Annotated in this window: 30 protein-coding genes; 12 read left to right on the top strand and 18 right to left on the bottom strand. The window is 62.1% G+C overall.

Features of this window, described 5'->3' with window-relative positions; all coding sequences use genetic code 11:
* Window positions 1–3: 3 nt before the first annotated feature.
* On the bottom strand, window positions 4–1,422 hold the full coding sequence (locus tag A8B82_RS00400) for a homospermidine synthase (protein WP_067286857.1): 1,419 nt from the start codon (window positions 1,420–1,422) through the stop codon (window positions 4–6).
* 59 nt (window positions 1,423–1,481) lie between these two features.
* Window positions 1,482–1,913, bottom strand: a complete 432-nt coding sequence (locus tag A8B82_RS00395; protein WP_067286856.1) for an acyl-CoA thioesterase — start codon at window positions 1,911–1,913, stop codon at window positions 1,482–1,484.
* A gap of 122 nt (window positions 1,914–2,035) precedes the next feature.
* Here A8B82_RS00395 and A8B82_RS00390 point away from each other — a divergent pair, with 122 nt between their 5' ends.
* Window positions 2,036–2,368 (top strand): hypothetical protein, encoded by a 333-nt coding sequence (locus A8B82_RS00390; RefSeq protein WP_067286853.1) that lies wholly within the window; start codon window positions 2,036–2,038, stop codon window positions 2,366–2,368.
* A 51-nt stretch (window positions 2,369–2,419) separates the two neighbouring features.
* Here A8B82_RS00390 and rpsD read toward each other — a convergent pair whose 3' ends face one another.
* Complete coding sequence (gene rpsD, locus A8B82_RS00385) at window positions 2,420–3,040, bottom strand: 30S ribosomal protein S4 (RefSeq protein WP_067286849.1); 621 nt, start codon at window positions 3,038–3,040, stop codon at window positions 2,420–2,422.
* Between the two features lie 202 nt (window positions 3,041–3,242).
* A complete protein-coding gene (locus A8B82_RS00380; RefSeq protein ID WP_067286848.1) occupies window positions 3,243–3,836 on the bottom strand; it encodes a DNA-3-methyladenine glycosylase I in 594 nt (197 codons plus the stop codon).
* Window positions 3,837–3,940: 104 nt separating this feature from the next.
* Between A8B82_RS00380 and A8B82_RS00375 the strand changes: the two genes are divergently transcribed.
* The 5 genes from A8B82_RS00375 (at window position 3,941) to yddG (ending at window position 9,306) form a co-directional block, all read left to right on the top strand.
* Window positions 3,941–4,783: an EAL domain-containing protein gene (locus A8B82_RS00375; RefSeq protein WP_235604587.1), complete on the top strand. Its 843-nt coding sequence runs from the start codon at window positions 3,941–3,943 to the stop codon at window positions 4,781–4,783.
* Between the two features lie 132 nt (window positions 4,784–4,915).
* Window positions 4,916–6,091: an acetyl-CoA C-acetyltransferase gene (locus A8B82_RS00370; protein ID WP_067286840.1), complete on the top strand. Its 1,176-nt coding sequence runs from the start codon at window positions 4,916–4,918 to the stop codon at window positions 6,089–6,091.
* A gap of 367 nt (window positions 6,092–6,458) precedes the next feature.
* On the top strand, window positions 6,459–7,181 hold the full coding sequence (gene phbB, locus A8B82_RS00365; RefSeq protein ID WP_067286838.1) for an acetoacetyl-CoA reductase: 723 nt from the start codon (window positions 6,459–6,461) through the stop codon (window positions 7,179–7,181).
* A gap of 320 nt (window positions 7,182–7,501) precedes the next feature.
* Complete coding sequence (locus A8B82_RS00360; protein WP_067286835.1) at window positions 7,502–8,443, top strand: transcriptional regulator GcvA; 942 nt, start codon at window positions 7,502–7,504, stop codon at window positions 8,441–8,443.
* Entirely contained in the window at window positions 8,440–9,306 is an 867-nt protein-coding gene (gene yddG / locus A8B82_RS00355; protein ID WP_067286832.1) for an aromatic amino acid exporter YddG, read from the top strand. The genes A8B82_RS00360 and yddG overlap by 4 nt, the downstream gene beginning before the upstream one ends.
* A gap of 10 nt (window positions 9,307–9,316) precedes the next feature.
* Here the strand turns inward: yddG and A8B82_RS00350 are convergent, their stop codons facing one another.
* The 3 genes from A8B82_RS00350 to A8B82_RS00340 form a co-directional block, all read right to left on the bottom strand.
* On the bottom strand, window positions 9,317–9,481 hold the full coding sequence (locus A8B82_RS00350; protein WP_067287278.1) for a YdcH family protein: 165 nt from the start codon (window positions 9,479–9,481) through the stop codon (window positions 9,317–9,319).
* A 110-nt stretch (window positions 9,482–9,591) separates the two neighbouring features.
* On the bottom strand, window positions 9,592–10,344 hold the full coding sequence (locus tag A8B82_RS00345; RefSeq protein WP_067286818.1) for a tRNA1(Val) (adenine(37)-N6)-methyltransferase: 753 nt from the start codon (window positions 10,342–10,344) through the stop codon (window positions 9,592–9,594).
* The gene (locus A8B82_RS00340) at window positions 10,341–10,556 is read right to left on the bottom strand and encodes a putative signal transducing protein (RefSeq protein WP_067287276.1); all 216 of its coding nucleotides are present in this window, start codon (window positions 10,554–10,556) and stop codon (window positions 10,341–10,343) included. The genes A8B82_RS00345 and A8B82_RS00340 overlap by 4 nt, the downstream gene beginning before the upstream one ends.
* A gap of 55 nt (window positions 10,557–10,611) precedes the next feature.
* Between A8B82_RS00340 and A8B82_RS00335 the strand changes: the two genes are divergently transcribed.
* Window positions 10,612–11,610 carry a polyprenyl synthetase family protein gene (locus A8B82_RS00335; RefSeq protein WP_067286815.1) on the top strand — a complete coding sequence of 333 codons (999 nt, stop codon included), beginning with the start codon at window positions 10,612–10,614 and terminating at the stop codon, window positions 11,608–11,610.
* Here A8B82_RS00335 and A8B82_RS00330 read toward each other — a convergent pair whose 3' ends face one another.
* The 4 genes from A8B82_RS00330 to soxR all read right to left on the bottom strand — a co-directional run bounded on the left by A8B82_RS00330 (window position 11,611) and on the right by soxR (window position 16,660).
* Window positions 11,611–12,510 (bottom strand): 4-(cytidine 5'-diphospho)-2-C-methyl-D-erythritol kinase, encoded by a 900-nt coding sequence (locus A8B82_RS00330; protein WP_067286813.1) that lies wholly within the window; start codon window positions 12,508–12,510, stop codon window positions 11,611–11,613. It lies immediately after the preceding gene.
* A 7-nt stretch (window positions 12,511–12,517) separates the two neighbouring features.
* Window positions 12,518–14,233 carry a tetratricopeptide repeat protein gene (locus A8B82_RS00325; protein WP_067286810.1) on the bottom strand — a complete coding sequence of 572 codons (1,716 nt, stop codon included), beginning with the start codon at window positions 14,231–14,233 and terminating at the stop codon, window positions 12,518–12,520.
* A 157-nt stretch (window positions 14,234–14,390) separates the two neighbouring features.
* On the bottom strand, window positions 14,391–16,040 hold the full coding sequence (locus A8B82_RS00320; protein WP_067286808.1) for an electron transfer flavoprotein-ubiquinone oxidoreductase: 1,650 nt from the start codon (window positions 16,038–16,040) through the stop codon (window positions 14,391–14,393).
* Window positions 16,041–16,204: 164 nt separating this feature from the next.
* Window positions 16,205–16,660 (bottom strand): redox-sensitive transcriptional activator SoxR, encoded by a 456-nt coding sequence (soxR, locus tag A8B82_RS00315; protein WP_067286806.1) that lies wholly within the window; start codon window positions 16,658–16,660, stop codon window positions 16,205–16,207.
* An 82-nt stretch (window positions 16,661–16,742) separates the two neighbouring features.
* Here soxR and A8B82_RS00310 point away from each other — a divergent pair, with 82 nt between their 5' ends.
* From A8B82_RS00310 to A8B82_RS00300, 3 genes are all read left to right on the top strand, one after another.
* Window positions 16,743–17,123 carry a VOC family protein gene (locus A8B82_RS00310; protein ID WP_067286804.1) on the top strand — a complete coding sequence of 127 codons (381 nt, stop codon included), beginning with the start codon at window positions 16,743–16,745 and terminating at the stop codon, window positions 17,121–17,123.
* A 137-nt stretch (window positions 17,124–17,260) separates the two neighbouring features.
* Window positions 17,261–17,731 carry a transcription elongation factor GreA gene (gene greA / locus A8B82_RS00305; RefSeq protein ID WP_067286802.1) on the top strand — a complete coding sequence of 157 codons (471 nt, stop codon included), beginning with the start codon at window positions 17,261–17,263 and terminating at the stop codon, window positions 17,729–17,731.
* A gap of 14 nt (window positions 17,732–17,745) precedes the next feature.
* Complete coding sequence (locus A8B82_RS00300; RefSeq protein WP_067286799.1) at window positions 17,746–18,807, top strand: hypothetical protein; 1,062 nt, start codon at window positions 17,746–17,748, stop codon at window positions 18,805–18,807.
* Between the two features lie 36 nt (window positions 18,808–18,843).
* Here the strand turns inward: A8B82_RS00300 and A8B82_RS00295 are convergent, their stop codons facing one another.
* From A8B82_RS00295 to A8B82_RS00280, 4 genes are read right to left on the bottom strand one after another with little or no spacing between them, the layout of a single operon-like run.
* Window positions 18,844–20,952 carry a molybdopterin-binding protein gene (locus A8B82_RS00295; RefSeq protein WP_067286797.1) on the bottom strand — a complete coding sequence of 703 codons (2,109 nt, stop codon included), beginning with the start codon at window positions 20,950–20,952 and terminating at the stop codon, window positions 18,844–18,846.
* Window positions 20,949–21,440, bottom strand: a complete 492-nt coding sequence (mobB, locus tag A8B82_RS00290) for a molybdopterin-guanine dinucleotide biosynthesis protein B (RefSeq protein WP_067286794.1) — start codon at window positions 21,438–21,440, stop codon at window positions 20,949–20,951. The genes A8B82_RS00295 and mobB overlap by 4 nt, the downstream gene beginning before the upstream one ends.
* On the bottom strand, window positions 21,437–22,039 hold the full coding sequence (gene mobA / locus A8B82_RS00285; protein WP_067286791.1) for a molybdenum cofactor guanylyltransferase MobA: 603 nt from the start codon (window positions 22,037–22,039) through the stop codon (window positions 21,437–21,439). Before mobA ends, mobB begins: the two co-directional genes overlap by 4 nt.
* Window positions 22,036–22,920: a formate dehydrogenase accessory sulfurtransferase FdhD gene (locus A8B82_RS00280; RefSeq protein WP_443069320.1), complete on the bottom strand. Its 885-nt coding sequence runs from the start codon at window positions 22,918–22,920 to the stop codon at window positions 22,036–22,038. The genes mobA and A8B82_RS00280 overlap by 4 nt, the downstream gene beginning before the upstream one ends.
* 54 nt (window positions 22,921–22,974) lie before the next feature.
* Here A8B82_RS00280 and A8B82_RS00275 point away from each other — a divergent pair, with 54 nt between their 5' ends.
* Entirely contained in the window at window positions 22,975–23,694 is a 720-nt protein-coding gene (locus tag A8B82_RS00275; RefSeq protein WP_067286789.1) for an AzlC family ABC transporter permease, read from the top strand.
* A complete protein-coding gene (locus A8B82_RS00270) occupies window positions 23,691–24,017 on the top strand; it encodes an AzlD domain-containing protein (RefSeq protein WP_067286787.1) in 327 nt (108 codons plus the stop codon). Before A8B82_RS00275 ends, A8B82_RS00270 begins: the two co-directional genes overlap by 4 nt.
* Window positions 24,018–24,020: 3 nt before the next feature.
* Here the strand turns inward: A8B82_RS00270 and A8B82_RS00265 are convergent, their stop codons facing one another.
* The 3 genes from A8B82_RS00265 to A8B82_RS00255 all read right to left on the bottom strand — a co-directional run bounded on the left by A8B82_RS00265 (window position 24,021) and on the right by A8B82_RS00255 (window position 25,386).
* Window positions 24,021–24,629 carry a hypothetical protein gene (locus A8B82_RS00265; RefSeq protein ID WP_138069628.1) on the bottom strand — a complete coding sequence of 203 codons (609 nt, stop codon included), beginning with the start codon at window positions 24,627–24,629 and terminating at the stop codon, window positions 24,021–24,023.
* A 57-nt stretch (window positions 24,630–24,686) separates the two neighbouring features.
* The gene (locus A8B82_RS00260) at window positions 24,687–24,821 is read right to left on the bottom strand and encodes an aa3-type cytochrome c oxidase subunit IV (RefSeq protein WP_067286784.1); all 135 of its coding nucleotides are present in this window, start codon (window positions 24,819–24,821) and stop codon (window positions 24,687–24,689) included.
* Between the two features lie 82 nt (window positions 24,822–24,903).
* Window positions 24,904–25,386: a DUF6173 family protein gene (locus tag A8B82_RS00255; RefSeq protein ID WP_067286781.1), complete on the bottom strand. Its 483-nt coding sequence runs from the start codon at window positions 25,384–25,386 to the stop codon at window positions 24,904–24,906.
* Window position 25,387: the final 1 nt, after the last annotated feature.

Below are 25,387 nucleotides of genomic sequence, written 5' to 3'. Positions count from 1 at the left end.
TCGTCAACTGGCCAGCACGTTGCGGAAAAGCCAGGGATCGGTTTCGTCGATGTCCTCGGGGAACAATTCCCAGCGGTTCTGCAGCGGCGTCCAGTCGGTATAATGCGCCTCTACCGGGCCGAGGTAGGGCCGTTGAACCTCAAGACAGCGGGCATGGTCCATCTCGTCGGTTTCGACGATCCCGGCGGTTGGGTTCTCCAGCGCCCAGACCATCCCCGCAAGCACGGCAGAGGTCACCTGAAGGCCGGTGGCGTTCTGGTAAGGGGCCAGTTCCACCGCCTCTGCATTGCTCAGGCGGGAGCCATACCAGAGTGCGTTCTTTTCATGGCCGTAGAGCAGCACGCCAAGCTCGTCGATGCCTTCGGAAATCTCGTCGGGCTCCATGATATGGTGTTTCGTCTGCGTCACGCCGGAGCCGAACATCTCGTGCAGGGACAGCACCGCATCGTCGGAAGGGTGATAGGCATAATGACAGGTCGGACGGTAGTCGGGGGCCGCTGCATCGCCGACGGTGTAATAATCCGAGATCGACACCGCTTCGTTATGGGTCACCAGAAAGCCGAACTGCGGACCGGGCGTGGGGCACCAGGTGTGAACACGGGTGATGGCACCCGGACGCTCGAACCAGATTGCCGACTGGCAACCGGTCTCATAGCTGTGGGCGTTCTCCGGCATCCAGGTCTCGTGGGTGCCCCAGCCCAGTTCAGCGGGTTGGAACCCTTCGGAGATGAAACCCTCCACCGACCAGGTGTTGACGAAGGTGCCACGGGGGCGGGGGATGCGGCGGGCCTGGGTGTCGCGTTCTGCGATATGCACGCCCTTGACGCCCAGCGACTGCATCAACCTGGCCCAGCCTTCGCGGGTTTCGGGGGTGGTCACCTGCCTGCCCGTGTCCTGCGCCAGTGTCAGCAACGCCTCTTTGACAAACCAGCTGACCATGCCGGGGTTGGCCCCGCAACAGGACACCGCCGTTGTCCCTCCGGGATTGGCCGCCGCCTCGTCCCGCACCTTTTGGCGCAGGGCATAGTTGGTGCGTTCCGCGTTGTTCTGGGTCTCAAAGTAGAACCCCTCCCAGGGCTCTACCACCGTGTCGATGTAAAGCACGCCAAGGGAACGGCACAGCTTCATGATATCAAGGCTGGAGGTGTCCACACTGAGGTTCACACAGAACCCCTTCCCGTCCTTGAAGAGCCCCCCCAGCAGCTCGCGATAATTGTCGCGCGTGACTTTTTCCGCGATATGGCGGATCTTGCGCTGGCTCAGAAAGGTATGCACGCCGGCGTCGGGTTCGATCACCACAAGCTGATCCGCGTCATAGTCGAAATGACGTTCGATCAGGGGCAATGTGCCTCGCCCGATGGAGCCGAAGCCAATGATCACGATCGGGCCGTCAATGCGGCCATAGGTTGGATATGCGGTCATGCGGCGTACCTCACTTTGTCACGGATTGCCCCCGCTGATGCATGAGGCAAGCGGCAGGGTCAATCCTGAGACGGGGCGTCGCTGACGAGGCAGGCTTCGAGGGCCGCTTTCACATCGGCGGGCCATGGAATCGAGATATGTTTGTCGAGGTCCGAGGCCGCGAGCACCTGCGTGCTGGACCAGCGTTTTTCACCCTTGCAACTGATTTCATGGTACAGCGTGACCGAGGACCGCCCGACCTTTTTCACATGTACTTCAAAGGTAAGCTCTTCGCCAAAGAAGGAGGGACTGGAAAAGTCGGATGACAGATGCACGGTCGGCGTGCCCCAGCGGTCTTCCCAGATGATCTTGTGCCAGGGCCAGCCGAGGTGAAGCCAGAATTCCTCGTTCACACCGTTGAGAATGTTCAGGTAGGACGGGAAATAGGCGGTGCCAGAGATGTCGCAATCGCCAAAATTCAGCATACGGGTGGTCTTGAACGGAACTTCCATGGGCGTCTCCTCCTGCGTTGGGGGCTGTTGGTACACTGGCAAAGGCCGCTTTCCCAGAAACATTTCCCAAATACAAAAGAAGACATGTCTTTTTTTGCAAATGGCGGAGGAGGCGGCCGGGAATGCTGACCTACAGACCAGACAAGTTCGCGCGCGCCTTTCATCTGCAGAACGGTGCAGCGCTCTGGAATTTTCTCAGGCAGCCCGAAAACCGCCTGCGCATGGAAACGGCGACCTATCTCGGCCGTCCGGCCATCGAACCGCTCTCCCCCGCACTTGTGCAAGCCTTCGGCAACCAGGTCAGGGATCATCAGATCAAGCAGATGATCGGCCATATGGTGCGCCAGATCATGGAGGACCGCGGCTATCGCCTTGACCGCAGCGGCGTGCGCATCAGGCGCCGGCACAACATCTTCTTCAGCGGCAGCAGGTATCTCGCACCCGACCCCGAATGAAAAAGGCCGCACCCTGCGGTGCGGCCTTTCCAGACAGGATGGCGAAAAACCTTAGTTCTTCGCGTAGAATTCCACAACCAGGTTCGGTTCCATCATCACCGGATAGGGCACATCGCCCAGCCCCGGTGTGCGCACGAAAGTCGCTGTCATCTTGGAGTGATCGGCTTCGATGTAATCGGGCACGTCACGCTCGGCCAATTGTGTCGCTTCCAGAAGGGCAACCATCTGCTTGGAACGGTCACGCACTTCGACCACGTCACCCTCTTTCACGCGGTAGGAGGGGATGTTCACTTTCTTGCCGTTCACACGGACATGGCCGTGGTTCACGAACTGGCGCGCGGCAAAAACGGTTGCGACGAACTTGGCGCGGTAGACAACCGCGTCCAGGCGACGCTCCAGCAGGCCGATCAGGTTTTCACCGGTGTCGCCCTTGACGCGCTCGGCTTCACCATAAATGCGGCGGAATTGCTTTTCGGTCAGGTCGCCGTAGTAGCCTTTCAGCTTCTGCTTGGCGCGCAGCTGAATGCCGAAATCGGACAGTTTGCCCTTGCGGCGCTGGCCGTGCTGGCCGGGGCCATATTCGCGGCGGTTCACCGGGGATTTCGGACGGCCCCAGATGTTTTCGCCCATACGGCGGTCGAGCTTGTGCTTGGCAGCGGTGCGTTTTGTCACGGCTGTTCTCCTTTATGTGGCCCCGTGGGGCGGTAAAGGGCGTTGTCCTTTGGGTCGAAACCCCGACAGGCATCCCCTTGCGGGGGCCACCAACACCAATGAAGCCGCGCTTATACGGGGGTGCCACGGGGAGTCAATGCAAGAATGCCCGATTTCGGCAGACTGCCCCAAACCGCCACAACTGCGGTTTGAACCAGCGGTATCAACCAGAGGCACCAGAGGCTCCTAAATGCCCCAATTCCGCGCAATCCGCGTGCCGGTGACAGCTTACGATATGATCGTTGACCAACCCGCAGGCCTCCATCCAGGCATAGACGATGGTGGGTCCGCAGAACTTGAAACCCGCCTTCTTCAGGTCCTTCGAAACCTGCTGCGAAAGCGGTGTCTGCGGGGGCACTTCGGCCTGTGTCGCAAAACGGTTTTGCAATGGCACCCCATCTACGTAACGCCACATGAAGGCGTCAAAGCCTTCGCGGGCCTCCACCTCATGCCAGGCGCGGGCATTTGCAATCGCTGCCTCGATCTTGCCCCGGTGCCGGATGATCCCCGCATCGTTCACCAGCCGGGCCACCTCTGCCTCCCCCCAGGTTGCAATCTGGTTGGGATCGAAACCCGCGAAAGCCCGGCGGAAATTGTCCCGCTTCCTGAGGATGGTGATCCAGCTCAGCCCGGCCTGAAAGCCATCCAGGATCAGCTTTTCCCACAATGCCCTGCTGTCATATTCGGGCACACCCCATTCCCTGTCGTGATAGGCGATATATACCGGGTCGGTCCCGGCCCATCCGCAGCGCTGCATGGTCCCTCCTTTGCGCAGGAACAATTCGAAGCGAATTCGTTCCTTAAAGCGCCGTTATCACTTTGGGCGTCATGGTGGCGCAGCACCCTGGGAAAGTACATGCCGTGAACGCCAGACAGAAACAGAAATGGGCCGATGTGCCCTCACATGCCGTCAGCCCGCTGACCCATGCCGTCGCCGCGCGCGACCGCGACACGCTTGCCATGGTGCGTGACGCCATAACGCACAAGGAAACCCTGTTGGCCTATCAGCCTGTCGTGTCCGCGCGCGCGACCGGCACCGTGGCCTTCTACGAGGGGCTGATCCGGGTTCTGGATGCAACCGGTCGCGTGATCCCCGCGCGGGAATTCATGCCGGTGATCGAAGATACTGATCTGGGCCGCGAGATTGACGTCATTGCCCTGCGGATGGGGCTGACCGCCCTGCAACGGCATCCTGGCCTGCGCCTCTCGATCAACATGTCCGCCCGCTCCATCGGCTACAAGGGATGGACCCAATTGCTGCACCGCGCGCTCAACCGCCACCCGACGTTGGGCGAACGGCTGATCCTGGAAATCACCGAAAGCTCGGCCATGACCGTGCCGGAGCTGGTCGTGGATTTGATGGACGAACTGCAACCCCGTGGTATCTGCTTTGCCCTTGATGACTTTGGCGCGGGCCAGACCGCCATTCGCTACTTCAAGGATTTCCTCTTTGACGTGATCAAGATCGACGGCCAGTTCATCCGCGGCATTGCGAAAGATGCAGACAACCGTGCCCTGACCGGTGCCTTGATCTCAATCGCGCGGCATTTTGACATGCTCACCATCGCCGAGAATGTAGAAAGCAAACAGGACGCTACAACCGTCGCGGCACTTGGCGTGGATTGTTTGCAGGGGTATTTCTTCGGCGCGCCCACCACACAGCCCGACTGGCAGACACCTGCGCGGCGGTCGGCGGCCCGGTAAACCGCCTGCGTCACTCAGTTGCCGCGCCCCGGTCCTTGGGATATGACAATCCCAGAGGGCAGAGGAGTCGCGGTATTCACCCCTTCACCGCGGCAAGACTCTTCTGCCGAACATGAAGAGGAACGCTATCTCATGACCAACGTCGTCATTGCATCCGCTGCGCGCACCCCTGTGGGCAGCTTTGGAGGCTCCTTCGCCAATACCCCTGCCCACGATCTGGGTGCCGCCGTCTTGCGCGAACTCGTTGCCCGCGCTGGCGTGGATGCAGCCGATGTGTCCGAAACCATCCTGGGCCAGGTATTGACTGCCGCACAGGGCCAGAACCCTGCCCGTCAGGCCCATATCAATGCGGGCCTGCCGAAGGAAGCCGCTGCTTGGTCAATCAACCAGGTCTGTGGCTCCGGCCTGCGGGCCGTGGCGCTTGGCGCGCAGCACATCCAGCTGGGTGATGCCACCATTGTGGCCACCGGTGGCCAGGAAAACATGACCATGTCGCCCCATGCGCAAAACCTGCGCGCGGGCCAGAAAATGGGCGATCTGCAATTCATCGACACGATGATCCGCGATGGCCTTTGGGATGCCTTCAACGGCTACCACATGGGTCAGACCGCCGAAAACGTCGCCGAGAAATGGCAGATCAGCCGGGACCAGCAGGACGAATTCGCCGTCGCCTCCCAGAACAAGGCCGAAGCCGCGCAGAAGGCCGGCAAGTTTGCCGACGAAATCGTCGCCTTCACCTTGAAGGGCCGGAAGGCCGACACAATCATGGATCAGGATGAATACATCCGCCACGGTGCCACTATGGAAGCCATGCAGAAACTGCGCCCGGCCTTTACCAAGGACGGCTCCGTAACCGCCGCAAACGCAAGCGGTCTGAATGACGGTGCAGCAGGTGCCCTGCTGATGAGCGCGGACGACGCGGAAAGGCGGGGCATCGAACCGCTGGCGCGCATCGCCTCTTACGCGACTGTGGGCCTTGATCCGTCGATCATGGGCATCGGTCCGATCTATGCAAGCCGCAAGGCGCTGGAAAAGGCGGGCTGGAAGGCCGAAGACCTGGATCTGGTCGAAGCCAACGAAGCCTTTGCCGCTCAGGCCTGCGCGGTGAACAAGGACATGGGCTGGGACCCTGCCATCGTGAACGTGAACGGCGGTGCCATTGCCATCGGCCACCCCATCGGGGCCTCCGGTGCGCGCATCCTGAACACCCTGTTGTTCGAGATGAAGCGCCGCGGCGCGAAAAAGGGCCTGGCGACACTGTGCATCGGCGGCGGCATGGGCGTTGCCATGTGCCTCGAACGCCCTTGAATCGACTTTTGGTGCGGCCCTTTCACGGGGCCGCGCCGCTTTTTGCAGATGCCCGCACCCGTCACATCCCCCTGTTTCGAACATTGGTCTGCCGGGGTGGCGGCCCAGACCACTTTTACCAGGAAAATTGAAGCGATATGGACCGCAGGCACCACAAGCTTGCGGACCCGGCAAAGCTGTGCCGGATCTGAAATACCGAGAAATTGGATGGCTGAAATTCTCTCGCCATATGGTAGAGTTGACAAATTGAACGGCCAAGTCCGCTTCGGTGTTGCCAACCCTGAACAAGCCGCATAAACCGGACTTGTACGTAACAAAATTGCGTCTGATAGATGCATTTCGAAATATCATTACTGGAGGAAACAGAATGTCCCGTGTCGCACTTGTAACCGGAGGAAGCCGTGGGATCGGCGCCGCCATCTCGAAAGAACTGAAGGATGCAGGCTATTCCGTTGCCGCCACCTATGCCGGAAATGATGAAGCCGCTGCCGAATTCACCAAGGAAACCGGGATCAAGACCTACAAGTGGAACGTGGCCGACTACGAGTCCTCCAAGAGCGGGATCGCACAGGTCGAATCGGATCTGGGACCGGTCGAAGTGATCGTCGCCAATGCGGGCATCACCCGTGACGCCCCCTTTCACAAGATGACACCGGAACAATGGCATCAGGTGATCGACACCAACCTGACCGGCGTGTTCAACACGATCCACCCGATCTGGCCGGGCATGCGCGAACGCAAGTTCGGGCGCATCGTGGTGATTTCCTCGATCAACGGACAAAAGGGGCAGTTTGCGCAGGTGAACTACGCCGCGACCAAAGCCGGTGACCTGGGCATCGTCAAATCGCTGGCGCAGGAAGGTGCGCGGGCGAACATCACTGCGAATGCGATCTGCCCCGGCTATATCGGCACGGATATGGTGATGGCCGTGCCTGACAAGGTCCGCGAATCGATCATCGCGCAAATTCCCACCGGACGCCTGGGCGAGCCTGAAGAAATCGCCCGCGCCGTCAAATTCCTGGTCGCGGATGATGCGGGTTTCATCAACGGCTCCACCATCTCTGCGAACGGTGCGCAATTCTTCGTCTGATTGCGCGACCTGCGACAACCAAGGGCCGGCTCATGCGAGCCGGCCTTTTTTGTTGGTTCAAGCCGGGAGCGCCCGAACCGCCGCCGTCAGCGGGCGAAACGGGGGAACAACCAGCCCCAAAAGGCGTTAATGGCAGCCCCGCGCTCGCGATGGGCTTTATAGATTGCGTTGCGGGTTGCGGCGTTTGTTGTGGCTTCGATCATCGGCTTATTCCTTTGCGGTCGGTTCAGTGTTCTTGACCTGATGCCAATTTGGGACTTTGAAACGCGACTTACAAACGAGACTTTTCAACCCATCGGTTAAGGTATACTTAACTGAATATGGTAAGCCGCCTGCCCCCTCTGACTGCCTTGCGCGCCTTTGACGCTGCCGCACGCCACATGTCCTTTGCCAGGGCAGCAGCGGAATTGAACGTGACACCCGCCGCGTTGAGTTTTCAGATCAAGTCGCTGGAAGAGCACCTTGGCACCGCGCTGTTCCGACGCATGAACCGCATGGTCGAACTGACCGACGCCGGGCGCGCGCTTGCCCCGGATGCCCGGACCGGGTTTGAAATTCTGACCCGAGGATGGCGTGCAGCCCAGCGTACGCAGGACCGCCAGTCGCTGACAGTGACGGCTGGGCCCGCATTCACCGCCAAATGGCTCGCCCCACGCCTTTTCGATTTTGCGCAGGAACATCCCGAAATCGAACTGCGTTTTTCGGCCTCCCTGCATCTGGTGGACTTTGCCCGCGACGACGTGGACGTGGCGGTGCGCTTTGGCCATGGCCCCTATCCCGACCTTTACGCCCTGCCGCTGGCAGATGAATGGGTGACGCCCGTGATGGTGCCCGAACTGGCGGCCCGCTATCCCGATCCTGTTGACCTGCGGAATGCGGTGCTGATCACCGATGAATCGATGGATTTCCTCGACCCGCCTGCCGACTGGGCCGCATGGTCCGTCGCGATGGGCGTGCCCCCGCTCAAGCCGGCTGGCCCGAGGTTTTCCCAGGCCGATCACGCGGTGGACGCGGCCCTCGCAGGGATGGGCGTTGTGCTGGGGCGTCGCGCCTTGGTGATCAAGGATCTGGCAGAGGGCCGGTTGATCGCACCCTATCAGACCGCCCTGCCGACCGGTGCAGGGTTTAGCTTCATTTGCCCCATGGGGGCAGAGGACCGCCCCCAGATCGCAGCCTTCCGCGACTGGATGCTGCGAGAGATTGACAAGACCGCGCATATCGCCGACGCGATGACCATACTGAAGAGGGCATCGCGAACATGACACGACAGACCGCCACCGCTATCGGCTTTATCGCGGTGCTTCTTTGGGCGTTGCTGGCGCTGTTCACTGTCGGATCGGCACCGACACCGCCACTCCTGCTCAATACACTGTGCTTTGCCATCGGCGGGACGCTGGGGTTGGTCTGGGCCTGCGCGACGGGTGCGCTTGGGTCATTGAAGCGCGTGCCGCTGCGGGTCTATGTCTTTGGCACACTGGGGCTGTTCGGCTATCACGCGCTCTATTTCTCTGCCCTGCGCCTGGCACCTGCGGCCGAGGCGGGGCTGATCGCCTATCTCTGGCCGCTCCTGATCGTGATCTTCTCGGGGCTGTTGCCGGGCGAGCGGCTGCGCGGCGGGCATATGCTGGGCGCGGCATTGGGATTTGCAGGCGCGGCCCTGATCATTGCGGGGGGCGGGCTGGGTTTTTCGGCTGACAACCTGCCGGGTTACATGCTGGCCCTGCTTTGTGCGGTGACCTGGTCCGGCTATTCGGTTTTGTCACGGCTGGTGGGCGATGCGCCGACCGTATCCGTGACTGTCTTTTGCCTGGCGGCGGCGGGCCTGTCGCTGCCCCTGCACCTCATGTTCGAGCAAACGATTCTGCCCGCTACCACGATGGGTTGGGCAGCGATTCTCGGCCTTGGCCTCGGCCCTGTGGGGCTCGCATTCTTTGTGTGGGATATCGGTGTGAAACGCGGCGATATTCAGCTATTGGGAACAAGCTCTTACGCGGCACCCCTGCTGTCCACATTGGTGCTTGTAGTCGCCGGGGTCGCCGCCCCCAGTCTCACATTGCTGTGGGCGGCTTTGCTGATCACTGGCGGCGCAGGTATCGCCGCCTACACCAGCATGAAAAGGCGTTAGGTCCGCGGACCTATGCCGAGAGGCGCGCGATTTCTTCCTTGAGGCGCAATTTTTCTTTTTTCATTGTAGCAACTTCCAGATCATCAATACCAGGGGAGCGTTGGGCCGTCTCCACCGCGTCGCTCATCGCCTGATGTTTCCTTCTCAGAGTCTCCAGATGTGCGTCAAAAGCCATGTAAACCTCCATATGATGAAACAGTCCTTAGAGTGGACCACAGAACGATCTATCTGTCACGCTGTCCTGCAGCATAATCGCTAAAGTAGTAAAAGATTGCTTAACGCGGCCTAAAACGTCAGCGCCGCGCCCGTGCGGAGCACGGCGTCGACCGCCGGAACATAGTCTTTTGCGTCACTTTCATGATGCGCGCCCGCATGCAGTGCGAGTGCTGGATGCAGGCGGAATGCCGCCCGCCCGTTCTTGCGCGCGCGCAGAATGACGCGGTCAGGCGCACGCCCCGATCGGGCGGCAAGCGGCAGCACCTCGACAGAGCCGAGGTCATCCGGCAGAGCGCGGATCAGGTCGGGCAGGCGTTCCACCCGGTGAATGAAATGGGCCTGCCCCTTGGGGGCGAGACGTTTCGCCGCAACCTTGACCCATGTGGCCAGCGGTGTGGTCTCTCCGTGGGCTGACTCTCGCGCCGGATCGTCCGACCGGACAGAGGCCGCGCGATCATAATAGGGCGGGTTGGCCAGCACATGATCGAACTGGCGCGCGCGCAGGGCCTGCGGCAATTTGGCCAGGTCGGCTGTGAACACCTCCAGCGCATCGCCGCCGTTGCGCCGGGCCAGTTCCGCCATCGGTGCATGGGCTTCGACCCCCGCCAGCGTCAGGCCGGAAACCCTTGAATTCAGGCATAATATCGCAGTGCCGACGCCACATCCCAACTCCAGCACGCGCTGGCCCGATGTGGCCTGCACAGAGGCGGCCAGCAGCACCGCATCCACCCCGGCCCGGTAGCCCTGTCGCGGCTGCCACAGGTGCAACCTGCCGCCCAGAAAGGCGTCATGGGTCAACTCGCTGTCTTCGGCCCCGCTCACAGGCCCAGCGGAATCTCGTTATCGCGCATCACCCGGCACGCGGCGTCGTGGTCATCGGGGTGCACCATCAGGCGGCGCGGAAAAATTCCGATGCCACCTTCCAGAACGCTCATATTTACGTCCATCTCGAAGCAGGCTATATCCTCGCCCCTGAGAAGGGCCGTGGCAAAGGCGATGATCGTCATGTCGGTGCTGCGCAAAAGTTCCTTCATCAGATTGATTTGGGCCAAGCGCGCCCGTTTGTCGAGCCTTGGGTGGGGCCATGCCATGAATATCGCGACAAAGGCCAAACCGCATGACAGGCTGGCCGCCTATCTGACCGAGGACATGGCCGCCGTCGGTGCGCTGATCCGCGAGCGGATGGCGTCGAAACATGCGCCGCGCATCCCCGAGGTCACGGCACATCTGGTCGAAGCGGGCGGCAAGCGCCTGCGCCCCATGCTGACCCTCGCGGCGGCCCGCATGTGTGGCTATGACGGCCCTTACCATGTACACCTCGCGGCCACGGTTGAGTTCATCCACACCGCAACCCTGCTGCATGACGATGTGGTAGATGAAAGTGCCCAGCGGCGCGGACGGCCCACGGCCAACCTGTTGTGGGACAATCAGTCATCGGTGCTGGTGGGTGATTACCTGTTCGCGCGGTCCTTCCAGTTGATGACCGAACCGGGGTCATTGCGGGTGATGACGATCCTGTCGAATGCCGCCGCCACGATTGCGGAGGGTGAAGTGCTGCAATTGACCGCCGCGCAGAACCTCGCGACCGACGAAAGTGTTTATCTGCAAGTGGTCCGGGGCAAGACGGCCGCGCTGTTCTCTGCCGCAACGGAAGTCGGCGGCGTGATCGCCGATGCTCCCGAGGATCACGTGCGGGCGCTGTTCGACTATGGCGACGCTTTGGGCGTTGCCTTTCAGATTGTCGATGACCTGCTGGACTATCGCGGTCAGGCAGATGCCACGGGCAAGAACGTGGGCGACGATTTCCGCGAGCGCAAGCTGACCCTGCCGGTGATCAAGGCCGTGGCAAAGGCTGATGCCGAAGAACGCGCCTTTTGGGTGCGGACAATAGAGAAAGGCCGCCAGGAAGACGGCGATCTTGAGACCGCGCTGGACCTTTTGCACCGCCATGACGCTCTGTCAGAGACACAACAGGATGCCATGGTCTGGGCGGAGAAGGCCCAGGCGGCGCTTGCCCCCCTGCCCGACCATCCGGTGAAATCCATGCTCAGCGATCTTGCGGACTACGTGGTCAGCAGGATCAGCTGATCAAAGGGTTTCGACCCTGGGCTGACAAAGGGCCTGCATGTCGCCCAACTGGGTCGCGGTCACCCACCAGTCCGGCTGCAAGTCCGCCAGCCACGCGGCAGCCGATTTGGCTTGTGCAGCATTGTCGAACAGCCCGAAACAGGTGGCCCCCGACCCCGACATCCGCGCCAGCAGGCAGCCCTGAGTGGCCCTGAGGGAGTCCAGCACATCATCAATCACCGGTGCCAGCGACACAGCAGGCGCTTGCAGGTCATTGCGCTGATCCCGCAGCCAGGCGATCAGGTGATTGGTAGTGGTAAAGGCCGGCAACGGTTCCTGCATCGGCGGATTTTTCCTATTCTCCAAGGCCTTGAACACCGCCGGTGTGGACAGGGCCACACGGGGGTTCACCAGAACCGCGTGCAGTACGGGCATGTCCGGAACAGGTGCCAGGTGCTCCCCGACCCCGCGCATCCGGCTGGGGCTGCTTGACAGGCAAACCGGGATGTCAGCGCCCAATGCCAGCAGGTGGTCCGCAAGGTCCGTTGGAACCGCGTCCTCCGCCTGGCTGGCAAGCATGGCCCGCACCGCCGCTGCGGCATCGGCGGACCCGCCTCCGATACCGGAGGAAACCGGCAGGTTCTTTTCCAGTCTGAATGTGCCGGTCGGCGCATCCGGTAGCAGGGCGGCCGCCCGCAGCACCAGATTGTCGCCACGGGCATGCAACCCGCCGCCTTCCGGGCCGGAGATGTTCAGCGAAAGCGGTGCGCCCGTCGTCAGTTCCAGCCTGTCACCAACATCGGCAAAGACCACGAGCGAATCCAGCAGGTGATACCCATCGGCCCGTTGCCCGGTGACATGCAGGGTCAGGTTGATTTTCGCAGGCGCACGTACCTGCACGCGCAGCGGCACTTCAGCCATCGACCGCTCAGATATCGCTGCTGGTTTTCAGCGGCTCGGCGCCTTCTTCATCCAGCACCGCGTCCAGACCGACCTCCAGCTTGCGGCGCATCCTTTCGGGGTCCGCTTCGCCGTCGGTATCTTCCGGGTCGACAAAGGAAATCGCCCTGCGCCATTGGAACTCTGCCTCACGCTTGCGCCCTACGGCCCAATAGACATCGCCAAGGTGATCGTTGATCACCGGATCGACCGCCAACAGTTCCACCGCGCGCTCCATCTGATCAACCGCCTCTTCGTAGCGGCCAAGCCGATAGAGAACCCAGCCCAGCGAATCCACGATGTAACCGGAATCGGGGCTTGCCGCGACAGCGCGCTCGATCATGTCCAGCGCTTCGTCCAGATTGCGCTGCTGTTCGACCAGCGAATACCCGAGGTAGTTGAGCACCTGCGGTTGTTCGGGATTGACGGCCAGCGCGGCACGGAAATCAATTTCCGAGGCCGCCATGTCACCAGAGCGTTCATAGGCAATGCCACGGGAATAATAGAGCACCCAGCGCATGCGGTTGTCTTCCGGCACGCGTTCGATGGCACGGTCATAGGCGGCAATCGCACCGGCCCAGTCTTCGCGCCCGCGCAGCAGGTCACCCAGGGTCGAATGTACCACGGCCAGATCGCCGTGACTGCGCGCCAGTTGGGTCAGAACTTCGATCGCCTGATCTTCCTTGCCGGACCGGCGCAATGCACCTGCGCGACCAAGTTCAGCGGCATGATACGTGGGGCTGTCCGCGGGCACCGCCGCGAATTCGTCAATCGCTAGTTGATACTGGCCCAGGTTCTCCAGCAGTTCGGCGGTCAGCAGCAGCGCATCCATGTGATCGGGCCGCAGGTATCGCGCGACACGCGAATAAAGCAGCACATAATAATCGCCCGTATTCTCGTTTTTCAAGACTGCCGCGAAGGTAAAGAACACCTCCGCCATCCCGGCCAACGGGTCCGGTACATGGGTGAACGGCACCGGATCGCCCGCTTCGAGCGCCGCAATCAGCATGTCGAGTTCGGGGTCGGTCCCGGTGCCAAAACTGGTCCGGATCAGCGTCAGCGCCTCTTGCTGCCGCTCAAGTTGCGCCAGGATTTCAGCATGGGCCATCACACCGCGGCGGGTCTGACCGGCAGAACCGACAAGGCCCTCGCCGAATATCTCTGCGGCACTTTCGTAATCGCCGACGCTCGCCAGGGCGAGGGCCTTGTGATACATCACAAGCCCCTGCATCCCCGGTTCTTCACTGAGCGTATCGAACGCTGTCATGGCCGAGGTCACGTCGCCCACGCCCATATGCGCCCAGGCCTTGACCAGCCCGTCGACCCAGGGGCCGATCCCGGTCGCATCATCGCCCCGTTCCAGCAGGGCTTCATATTCACCCTTCTTGGCCATATCAGCGGTCAGAACAAGCCGGGCGACCTGGCTGCGGTGGTTCTTTTCCTCTAGCGCGCGGGCCAGCGGCAAGGCCCTGTCCACATCGCCCAGAGACAGCAAGGACAGCGTCCCGCTTTCCATCAGCTCGGCATTTGTCGGATCATGGGCCAGCGCCTCGGTATAATACCGCGCGGCCTCCGCGTAATCGCTGCTGACAGCGGCGTGCCGCCCAGCCAGATAGGCACCCGCCACCGATTGCGCCTGTACCGGCGATGTCAGGGCGCTGCTGGCCGCAAGCATGGCAACAGCACTCAGCACTAGTCTTATCATTTTGCAACGGCCTCTAATTCTGTTTTCCCAAAGGCTATCAGGTCCAGCGCCAAGCGCAATGGCACAGCCCCTCCATGACGCACCTGTGAGCAAGGCGTTGCGGACAGGAAAAAGGCGGGGTCGCCCCCGCCTTTTTCCCCATCACATGTCAGCCCAATCACATGTTGGGATAGTTCGGTCCGTCGCCGCCCTGCGGCGTGGTCCAGACGATGTTCTGCGTGGGGTCCTTGATGTCACAGGTCTTGCAGTGCACGCAGTTCTGGAAGTTGATCACGAAACGCGGATCCTTGCCGTCTTCCACCACGAATTCATAGACCCCTGCCGGGCAATACCGCGCCGACGGCCCCGCGTATTCGGGCAGGTTGACCTTGACCGGGACATCCGGGTCTTTCAGAGTCAGATGCGCAGGCTGGCTTTCCTCGTGATTGGTAAAGGAGAATGCCACGTTGGTCAGTCGGTCAAAGCTGAGCTTCCCGTCGGGCTTGGGATAGTCGATGGGCTTGTGCTTGGCCGCCTTTTCCGTCGCTTCCGCGTCAGATTTGCCGTGCTTCAGCGTACCCAGCAGTGAAAAGCCGAACGTGTTGCACCACATGTCGAACCCGCCTACGGCGAGGGATGTGGTCAGGCCATACTTGGACCACAGCGGTTTGACGTTACGCACCTTCTTGAGGTCAGCACCAATGGCACCGCCGCGCACGTCGTCTTCGTAGGCGGTCAGCTCATCACCGGACCGGCCTGCCGAGATTGCCGCATAGGCCGCTTCCGCCGCCGCCTTGCCCGACAGCATGGCGTTGTGGTTGCCCTTGATACGCGGCACGTTGACCATGCCGACCGAACAGCCCAGCAGCGCCACGCCCGGTGCCACCATCTTGGGCATCGACTGATAGCCGCCCTCGGTGATCGCCCGCGCGCCATAGGCCACCCGCTTGCCGCCTTCCAGCAACTCCTTGATCATCGGGTGATGTTTGAAGCGCTGGAATTCCATGTAGGGGAACACATGCGGGTTCTTGTAGCCCAGGTGCACAACAAACCCGACATAGACCTGATTGTTATCAAGGTGATAGATGAAAGACCCGCCGCCCGCATTCTTGCCCAGCGGCCAGCCCATCGTGTGTGTCACAGTGCCTTCGCGGTGCTTGGCCGGGTCGATCTCCCAGATTTCCTTCATGCCAAGGCCGTATTTCTGCGGCTCCTTGCCCTCGTCCAGACCGTATTTGGCGATCACCTGTTTCGACAGGCTGCCGCGCACACCTTCGGACAGGAACACGTATTTGCCGTGCAGTTCCATCCCAGGCTCATAGCTGGAGCCGGGTTTGCCATCCGCACCCAAGCCCATTTCCCCGGCGACGACGCCCTTGATCTCACCATTGTCACCGAACACCAGTTCGGAACAGGCCATGCCCGGAAACACCTCGACGCCCAGTTCCTCGGCCTGTTCTGCCATCCAGCGGCAGACGTTGCCCATGGAAACGATGTAATTGCCGTGGTTGTTCATCAGCGGCGGCATGGGCAGGTTCGGCACCCGCAGCTTGCCCGCCTCGCCCAGCATGTAAAAGTTGTCTTCCTTGACCGGCACGGTGACAGGCGCGCCCTTTTCCTTCCAGTCGGGGATCAGCGCATCTAGCCCGCAAGGGTCCAGCACCGCACCTGACAGGATATGCGCGCCCACTTCGGAGCCTTTTTCGAGCACGACGACATTGCAGTCGGCATCCAGTTGTTTCAGCCGGATCGCAGCGGAAAGACCGGCAGGCCCCGCGCCCACGATCACCACGTCATATTCCATTGCTTCGCGTTCGATCTCGGCCATGCTCGGCGCTCCCTCCAGGCAATTAAAAAGGTTTGAAATTGGCTAAACCACGCCAAGCCCCTTTGCAATCCGGACGTGGGGTGAAATTTCGCGCGGATCATCGCGTCACGCAGGGTCAAACGCCCGATACGCGGCCAGGTTCCGAAGGTTTGACGCCGCACCGTTCAGTCCTCTGGGGTGTCACCCATCAGGAAACGCGGCCCTTGCCCACGATCCCCCGCCTTGTCGGCAGGGTTGTAAAGCGCGCAACTGTCCAGGCTGAGACACCCGCACCCGATGCAACTGTCCAGACGATCACGCAGCCTGGTCAACGTGTCGATCCGCTGGTCCAGCGCGGTCTTGAAACCCGCACTGATCTGGGCCCAATCCGCCTTGTTCGGCGTCCGCCCGCCCGGCAGCCGGTCCAGTTCCGCCTTGATCTGGGGCAAGGTAAATCCGAACTGCTGCGCGATCATCACAAAGCTCAGACGCCGCAGATCCGCCCGTTCGAACCTGCGCTGGCCACCCGCGTTGCGCCAGGGCCGGATCAGCCCCTGCGCCTCGTAATAGCGGATGGCAGAGACCGCCAGCCCGGTCCGGTCCGCCAGCGCCCCAATCGACAACCCGTCATTCACCGCCATCTGAAGTCTCTCCGTAAAATACCTTGACCTAAAGTGAGGTTCAGCAATTACGATGAGAAAATCAACATCAAAGGAGACCAAGATGCCTGCAATCCTCGAACATACGAATTTCACCGTGTCCGACCCTGCCGCCACAGCCGCATGGATGGAAAAGCTGTTTGGCTGGCACATCCGCTGGCAGGGCGACGCCATGGCGGGCGGACATACGGTTCATGTCGGCACAGACGATCAATACCTGGCGCTTTACACCCCCGGAACCCCGGCAAATGAAGCCACATCCAGCTACAATCGCGTCGCTGGGCTGAACCATATCGCGGTTGTTGTCGACGACCTGGACGGCACCGAGGACGCCATCAAGGCGCATGGGTTCAAGACCGGAAACCATGCAAACTATGAACCGGGGCGGCGGTTCTATTTCCACGATGATGACGGCATCGAATACGAGGTCGTCGCCTACGACTGACCACCGCTGCCCGCCGATCCTGCGCTGCCCCCTTGCAATCGGCGGCAACTTTGGGTCACTTGGTGTCCAAGCAAAGCAACCTAGGCCGCTCCCGGTATCAACCGGGGTGCGGCCCTCCTTACGTGGACGGACGGCCCATGGAAAAGATCCCGATGACCCGCGCGGGTCACACCGCACTGGAAACCGAACTCAAGCAGCTGAAAAGCGTTGAGCGCCCCGCCATCATCAAGGCGATTGCAGAGGCACGCGAGCATGGCGACCTGTCGGAAAATGCCGAATATCACTCCGCCAAGGAAAAGCAGTCCTTCATCGAAGGCCGCATCAAGGAGCTTGAGGGCGTGATCTCGCTTGCGGATGTGATCGACCCGGCAAAAATGTCCGGCCCGATCAAGTTCGGCGCAACAGTGACGCTGGTTGACGAAGACACGGACGAGGAAAAGACCTATCAGATCGTGGGTGAGTACGAGGCCAAGATCGAAAACGGTCTGCTCAACATCAAATCGCCCATCGCCCGCGCCCTTATCGGCAAGGAAGAAGGCGATTCGGTCGAAGTGCGCACACCGGGGGGCGAAAAATCCTATGAGGTTCTCAAAATCGTCTATGCCTGACCGGGGGCCGCTGCATGACTGATGCGCCCGAATCTCCTGCTGGCACCGAGACGCCCCAGACCGCCAAACCGGCGAGCGGCGGCGCCCGTGTGACCCCCCTGGGGATCTATGACAAGCCCAAGCCCGATGCGATCACCTCGATCGAGGTGATTGCCATCGCGCTGAGCGCTGTCTGGCTCTTGGGGGCAGGTATCTTCTTTGTCTTTGTCAGTTCTGAACCGGAAACAGAGACGGAATCAGGCGGGCTGCGTTTCCTGGTGACCATGCTGGCGATCTTCATGCCGGTTGCGATGATCTGGGTCTCGGCCACGGCGGCACGCGCCAGCCGCGTGATGCGCGAGGAAAGCCAGCGCCTGCAATCGGCCATCGACGCGATCCGCCAGGCCTATATCAGCCAACAGCAGGGCATGCATATGCGCACCGAACCCTCGGTCGCGCGCAAGCTTGATGAAATCGCCGCCGCAGCCCGCAAGACCGAAACCGCCCTGGCGACCTTCCAGTCCCGCCGCGATGAACGTGCGCGCCTGGCCCCCCTTGCCGCCACGCCGCAGCTTGATGATCAGCCGGTGCTGGCACTGGGCACGCAGGCAAGCGACATGGTGCCGCTTCTGTCGACCGATGATTTCATCCGCGCGCTGAACTTCCCCGAAACCGCCGAAGACGAAACCGGTTTCGCCTCGCTGCGTCGGGCCTTGAAGGACCGATCCGCCAAGCAGTTGATCCAGGCCGCCCAGGACGTGCTGACCCTGCTCAGCCAGGATGGCATCTATATGGACGACCTGCGCCCCGACCGGGCGCGCCCCGAGGTCTGGCGCCAATTCGCACAAGGCGCTCGCGGTCGGCCGATTGCGGCGCTCGGCGGCATCCGCGACCGGTCATCCCTGGCGCTGAGCAATGCACGGATGAAACAGGATCCGATCTTTCGCGACGCCGCCCACCATTTTCTGCGCCGCTTTGACAAGACCTTCGCGGCTTTCGAGCCGCAGGCCTCGGATGGAGAGATCTCCGCCCTTGCCGACACCCGCACTGCGCGCGCCTTCATGCTGCTGGGCCGCTGCGCGGGGACTTTCGACTGATCGTTAAGCAGGTTGTTGGGTGCCTTGGGTCCGGCCCTACATCCCGAAACTGCCGTAGGGGATGAACCGCACCATATCCCCCGGTGACACCACTGCCGCTGGTTCGGGCAGTTCCACCAGCCCTTCCGCCCAGCTCAACCCGCTGATCCGTCCCGATCCTTCTGAGGGGAACACCTCGGCCCGACCGTCCCGCATGCGCGCCCGCAGATATTCGCGGCGACCCGCCTTCTTGCGCTTGGAAAACCCGGCAGGCACGTCAAAGCCCGCAGGCAGAGGCCAGCTTTCCCCGGCCAGGACCGCCAACGCGGGCCGCGCAAAGATCAGCGTGCAGACCAAAGCCGCAACCGGATTGCCCGGCAGACCAAAGACAGGCTTGCCCTGCCACATACCCAACGCCAGAGGGCGGCCCGGTTTGACGGCAATCCGCCACAGCCCCATCGCGCCCGCCTCTTCCAGCAGGGCCGATACGTGATCCTCATCCCCGGCAGAGGCGCCGCCGCTGGTCAGGATCACATCAACCTGCCCCGCCGCATCATCGAGCACCCGGCGCAGCGCCACCCTGTCGTCCCCCACTTGCCCCAGATCGACTGGTTGATGGCCAAGGCGCTGCATCAGGGCCAGCAGCATCGGGCGGTTGGCATCGAATATCTGCCCGTCAGAGGCTGCATTCCCCGCTGTCACCAGTTCATCGCCCGTGGAAAGCACGCCGACCCGCAGCGCAGCGCGCACCGCAACCTGTGCCGTTCCCGTTGCCGCCAGCAGGGCCAGATCGGGGGCAGTGATGCGCCGCCCTGCCGTCAGGACAATATCGCCCGCCTGCACATCCTCCCCCGCCTTGCGCGTGTTGGACCCTGCCTTGACCGGCCCCTGAAAAGTCACCTCTTCGCTGTCAATCACCACGTCCTCTTGCAGGACAACGGTATCGACGCCTTCGGGAAGGGCAGCGCCCGTCAATACGCGGATCGCCTGCCCGGCAGGCACAACGCCGGGGCGGTCCCCCGCTGCGGCACGCCCCTGGGCCAGTTTCATGCGGTGGGTGCCCTCGCCCCGCGCACCGGCAAATCCATAGCCGTCCACTGCTGTGTTGGGCAGCGGCGGGTTTGCCCGCAGGGCCGCAACATCGCCTGCGGCCACGCGGTGCATTGCCTTGTCAAGCTCGACGGTCCGCGCGGGCGTGACCACCTGCATCCGATCCCTCAGGTGCGCCAGAGCCTCCTCCACCGGGGTCCAGTGCACGCCCGGCGGCAGGGCAAAACAATCGTTCCGCAAGGGTGGTGGATCAGCCCGCGCCGCTGCGCGCAGGATGTCCGCCTGCCCCACGCCCAGCGACCAGCCCTCCACCGGGTCGCCTTCATCCAGCAGCGCGCCCAGCGTCTCGGGTGCCAGCCGCGACAGGGCGCGTGCCATGACCCGAACCTGCGCGCGGTCCAGAATCTCGTCCTCCGACCGTGCCGCTGCGACAGTGTCGGAAATGAGCGAGGGGTAAACCTCGACCAGCACCAGCGGCGCATCGCCACGCTGAAACGGGGCCACCCGCAGCGCGTCGCCATAGTGGTCCCGAAGAGATTGCAGGTGTGGTATCCCCAGCAGCGCCTGCGAGCCGACCGATCCGGTTGTATACAGCTTCCAGCCCGGTTGCGACCGGGTCATGTCTGCGTGCTGCTCCACCCCGCGCCGTTCCGGCATACCGTGGCCCTGCCGCTGCGAGCCACGGGCGGGCAGCGTCCCGTCCTCTTGCCCCACCGGACACCCCCAAAACGGCCCCAGGCCCGGAAACCGCGCGTTCAGCGCCCGCGCCACTTCAAACCGGTTGTTGGCATTGTCGGGGCCGTCCTCGATCATCCCGGACAGCAGATGCCAGACGCCCAGCGGATCGTCGGACCCGGTCAGCGCGCGCGCGAACCCCGCCGGATAGGCAAAGGAGAAATCAAACCCAGCGACCACCCGCCGACCCGCCGCCAGTTCCGCGTCGAACAGCGCCCGCAGCGCCGCTATCGCGGCAAAGCGTGTGCGGTGATAATGGCACGCTGGCTCTTCGCCGGGCCGCGCGACGGCGATCCAGATGGAATCGCCCGTGGGTTTTGCTGGTGACGGCTTGGCACGGGCGGACCAGTCGACCACGACAAAGGTATCGAAACCCGTCACAACCCGACCTCGGCCAGGATGAAATCGGCAATGGCGCTTGTGTCGTTCAGGTCAAACACCGGTCGGTCAAGCGCAAGCGGCACATCGCTGGCCACGGCGCGCACGGTCGGGTCCCCCGGCGCGATCAGCGGGTTGCCCGCCTCAGCCCGATGCGCCTCCACCTTGGGGTGGGCGTCACGTTTGTAGCCTTCGATCAGCACCAGATCGACCGGCGACAACCGCGCCAGCAGTTCCTCCAGCGTCGGCTCCGCCTCGTCGCGCAATTCGTGCATCAGCGCAAAGCGATTGCGCGACGCCAGCATCACCTCGGTCGCACCTGCGACGCGGTGGCGATGGCTGTCTTTGCCCTCGTGGTCCACGTCAAAGGAATGGTGAGCGTGTTTGACAGTGGAGACCCGGATGCCCCGCCCCGTGATTTCCGTCACAAGCCGTTCCATCAACCCGGTCTTGCCCGCGTTCTTCCAGCCGACCACCCCGTATAACTTCATAACATTGCCTCGGCCCGCTGCAGGTCTTCGGGTGTGTTGATATTAAAGAACGCCGCCTCATCCGGGAACTGCGCCTCGCGCCCCTCATGACGCCCCGTCCACTGCACGACCTTGCGCACGCCATCTTCAAGTGATGCGCGAAGATCGTCGCGTAACCCCACGGACCACAAGCCAAAAGTCGGATGGCGTGCGCGGCCCCGCTCAAGATCAGGCGTCGCGGCCAGCACCAGCGGCTGCGCCATCCCTTCGCTGGCCAGCAAGAGTTGCGGCACCAGATCGCAGGGAAAGAAAGGCGTATCGGCGGCGGCGGTCACGATCGTATCCGCCCCTTGTTCCGCCGCCCAGTCCAGCCCCGCCAGAACCCCCGCCAGGGGGCCTGCGAAACCCTCAATACTATCGGGCAGAACCGGCAGGCCAAGTGCCGCAAAGCGGGCTGCATCGCCATTGGCATTCAGCGCCAGATCGGCGACCTGCGGCGACAGGCGGTCGATCACCCGGTCCAGCACGCTCTGCCCACCCAACTGTAACAACCCCTTGTCGCCGCCGCCCATGCGCGTCGCCTGCCCGCCTGCCAGGATCACACCGAGAGGTTGCTTCATGTCGAACCTCCGGCCCGTCCCGCCCTGCGCGGTTCCTCCGCGACGGCGGACACATCGGCATCCCGCACCAGCCTGTCCTCACCGCTCAGACAGATGAACCGCCGCCCCTTCAGGCGTCCGATCAGGGTCAGCCCCACCTGGCGGGCAATCTCCACGCCCCAGGCGGTAAAGCCCGAGCGTGAGACCAGCACCGGAATGCCCATCATCGCCGTCTTGATCACCATTTCGGAGGTCAGCCTGCCGGTGGTGTAGAGAATCTTGTCGGCCCCATCGACACCCTCGGACAGCATCCAGCCCGCGATCTTGTCCACCGCGTTGTGACGTCCGACATCTTCCATATAGACCAATGCGCGGTCCCCTTCGCAGAGCACCGTGCCATGGATCGCCCCCGCAGCGAGATACAGGCTGGGCGTCCGGTTGATCCGGGCGGAGAGCGCATAAAGAGCCGAGGTCGTGACCGGAGTCTGCGGCAGATGCACCTTGTCCAGCCCCTCCATCATGTCGCCAAAGACCGTGCCTACCGCACAGCCGGAGGTTCGCGTCTTGCGGCGCATCTTGTCTTCGAAATCGGTTTCGATCGCGGTGCGGACCACCACGGTTTCCAGCTCCTCGTCATAATCCACGCCGGTGATCTCATCACCCATGCGCAGCATCTGCTGATTGCGCAGGAAACCCAGAGCCAGATACTTGGGATAATCCCCGATGGTCATCGCGGTGACGATCTCCTGACGGTTGAGGTAGATGGTCAGCGGGCGCTCCTCCACCACGCGGATGTCGGTCTCGACCCCGTTCTGGTCCGTGCCGCGCACAGCCCGTGTCAAGCGATCCGCCGCAGGATCAGGCGCGATCAGGAAATCAGACAGATCCGGGTTCTGGGCCAATTGTATCCCCTTTTGTAACAGGTTACCTCTGTCTGCATAATCTAGGGGCATCCCATGACCATCACCACCACCAAATCCGCCTATCTGAAGGGCATCGCCGACGGGGCCCCCTTCATTCTGGTGATCATTCCCTTTGCCGCGCTCTTTGGCCTGCTGGCCACCGAAGCGGGTCTTTCGGTGATCGAGGCCTTGTCCTTTTCGGTTGTGGTCATTGCCGGGGCCGCACAGTTCACTGCCCTGCAACTGATGCAGGAAGAGGCACCGACCATCATCGTGTTGGCCTCTGCTCTTGCCGTCAACCTGCGGATGGCGATGTATTCCGCGTCGCTTACCCCCTGGATCGGGGGCGCGCCGCTGTGGCAGCGCGCGCTGGCGGCCTATCTGACAGTTGATCAATCCTATGTCATCGCGACGGCTCAGTATGAAAAGGAGCCGAAGATGACCATTCCCCAGCGGATGGGATATTTCTTTGGCGCGGTCACCCCAATCGTTCCCTTGTGGTACATCTTTACCTTCATCGGGGCCTACCTTGGCGCGCAGGTGCCCGACGGCTGGGCGCTGGATTTTGCAATCCCGATCACTTTTCTCGCGATGATCGCACCGATGTTCCGCACGCTGGCCCATGTTGTTGCGGCCCTCGTTGCCGTTGTTGTCAGCCTTTTCGCGACGGAGGTGCCCTATTCGCTGGGCGTTATCGTCGCCGGATTGATCGGCATGATGGCAGGCGCAGAGGTCGAGCGCTGGCTGAACCGCCGCGCGGGGGGGCCGATATGATCGACAAGACAACCCTCTGGATCGTCATCGTCGGGCTGGGCCTGGGCAGTTTCTTCCTGCGCTTCGTCTTTACTGGCCTCGTCGGGAATCGCGCGATGCCGGAATGGCTGCTGCGTCACCTGCGTTACACGGCTGTGGCCGTGTTGCCAGCACTGGTGGCCCCTCAGGTTCTGTGGCCGAATGCGACCGGGGGCGACATTGACCCCGCGCGGCTGGCGGCAGCGGCGGTCACGCTGTCGGTCGGGGTTCTGACGAAAAACGTCATCGGGGCCATCCTGTCAGGGGCGGCAACGCTATACGGTCTGCTCTATCTGCTGGGATAGACGTTATTGCGCGATGGCAATGCCTGCCTTGACCGCGTCGGTCACATGGCCTTCGTCATCTTCGAAGTAGCGGGTGGTGGTCACGCCAGGACGTTTCGCGATCTGTTCCATGAACTGCGCGGGGTAGAACGTGGTTTCGATATCACCGAAGCCCGGAACCTGTCTGAGCAGAGACGTCGTGGCATTGGCGCAATAGGCACCGGGCACCGCGCCGTTCGCCTGCACCAGCCGCAGGGCCGTTTCCGCCTGTTCGGGTGTCACGACCATTTCCTGGCTGACCACATGGTATGTCTCACGCGCATGGGCGGACTTGTAGGCCTGGATCCAGGATGGCGACATGCCATAAAGCACATCGCCGCGCTCAACGACGCGCGCGTCGCGGAATGAACCCGCAGGGTCAAAGATGACCTGCTGCGAGCCATTGATCAGCAACGCGGTATGACCGCCCTTGCCGGTACGGTTGTTGATCATCGTGAACACGGTGATTTTCTTGGGACCCGGATCGCGGAACGCGGCCGCAGCTACTGCTTCTGGCGGGCTGTCCGGGCTGGTGTCGGCTGCGCAACCGGCAAGTAGGGCGGCACAAACAAGGCCGGTCAACAGGCGTTTCACTGGAAAAATCTCCGATACGGGTAACATTTACCTGGCATCACCGGATGCCAAAGCGCCTTAGCGGATGAAAATCGCCATCAACACCAGAAGCACAATAATGATAATTCCTGTGCGGCTTACAAAGGACATGAAGGATGCAAAGGTCTGTTCCTGCACCTTGGTGTCCATGCTGCCATGTTCGTGATCGGCCATATCAATCGGTCCCTCGTTTCAATCTTTGCGGCTGACTACCCTATTCAAACCGTCCTGTCACGACCTCAAAGCGGCTTGAGGGTCAGGTTGTCGCGGGGCTGTGTTCCGCATCGTTCTCCAGGTCCTGGACCAGTCGAAAGCCGATCCGGTTAGGGGCTGCATCCTTCTCCGCTTTCGGCAGCGCCCGCAGGATCACGTTCAACTGGCTGACATGCTGGATATGCTGCATTTTTCCACCCACGGGATCAGCCCCGTAGAAGGTAATGATATCCGGATCGAAATAGCCCATTCCCACGATCCGCAGCACCCCGGCATCGGCCCCGGTAAAGCCCATTGCGACCTCGTGGTCGCCGTCCAGTTGCTCTTCGAATGTCTTGAGATACAGCACGATACGCTCATAAGCCCATTGCGCGGCGGATTTTTGCGCCATCGGCTTGCCGCCAACCGCTCGTGGCACCTGCTGATCCTGCGCGCGCGCCTCCTCCGGGTCGATATGAACCTCGTAGCGGCGCGGCAGGGCCGCGGCCTCATAGGCTTCGGCGGCGGTCTTGATCTCGTTGTCCATG

The organism is Sulfitobacter sp. EhC04, assembly GCF_001650875.1.
Lineage (GTDB): Bacteria > Pseudomonadota > Alphaproteobacteria > Rhodobacterales > Rhodobacteraceae > Sulfitobacter.
Note: the sequence above shows the minus strand (reverse complement) of the source record. Positions and strands in the feature narration are given on the sequence as shown.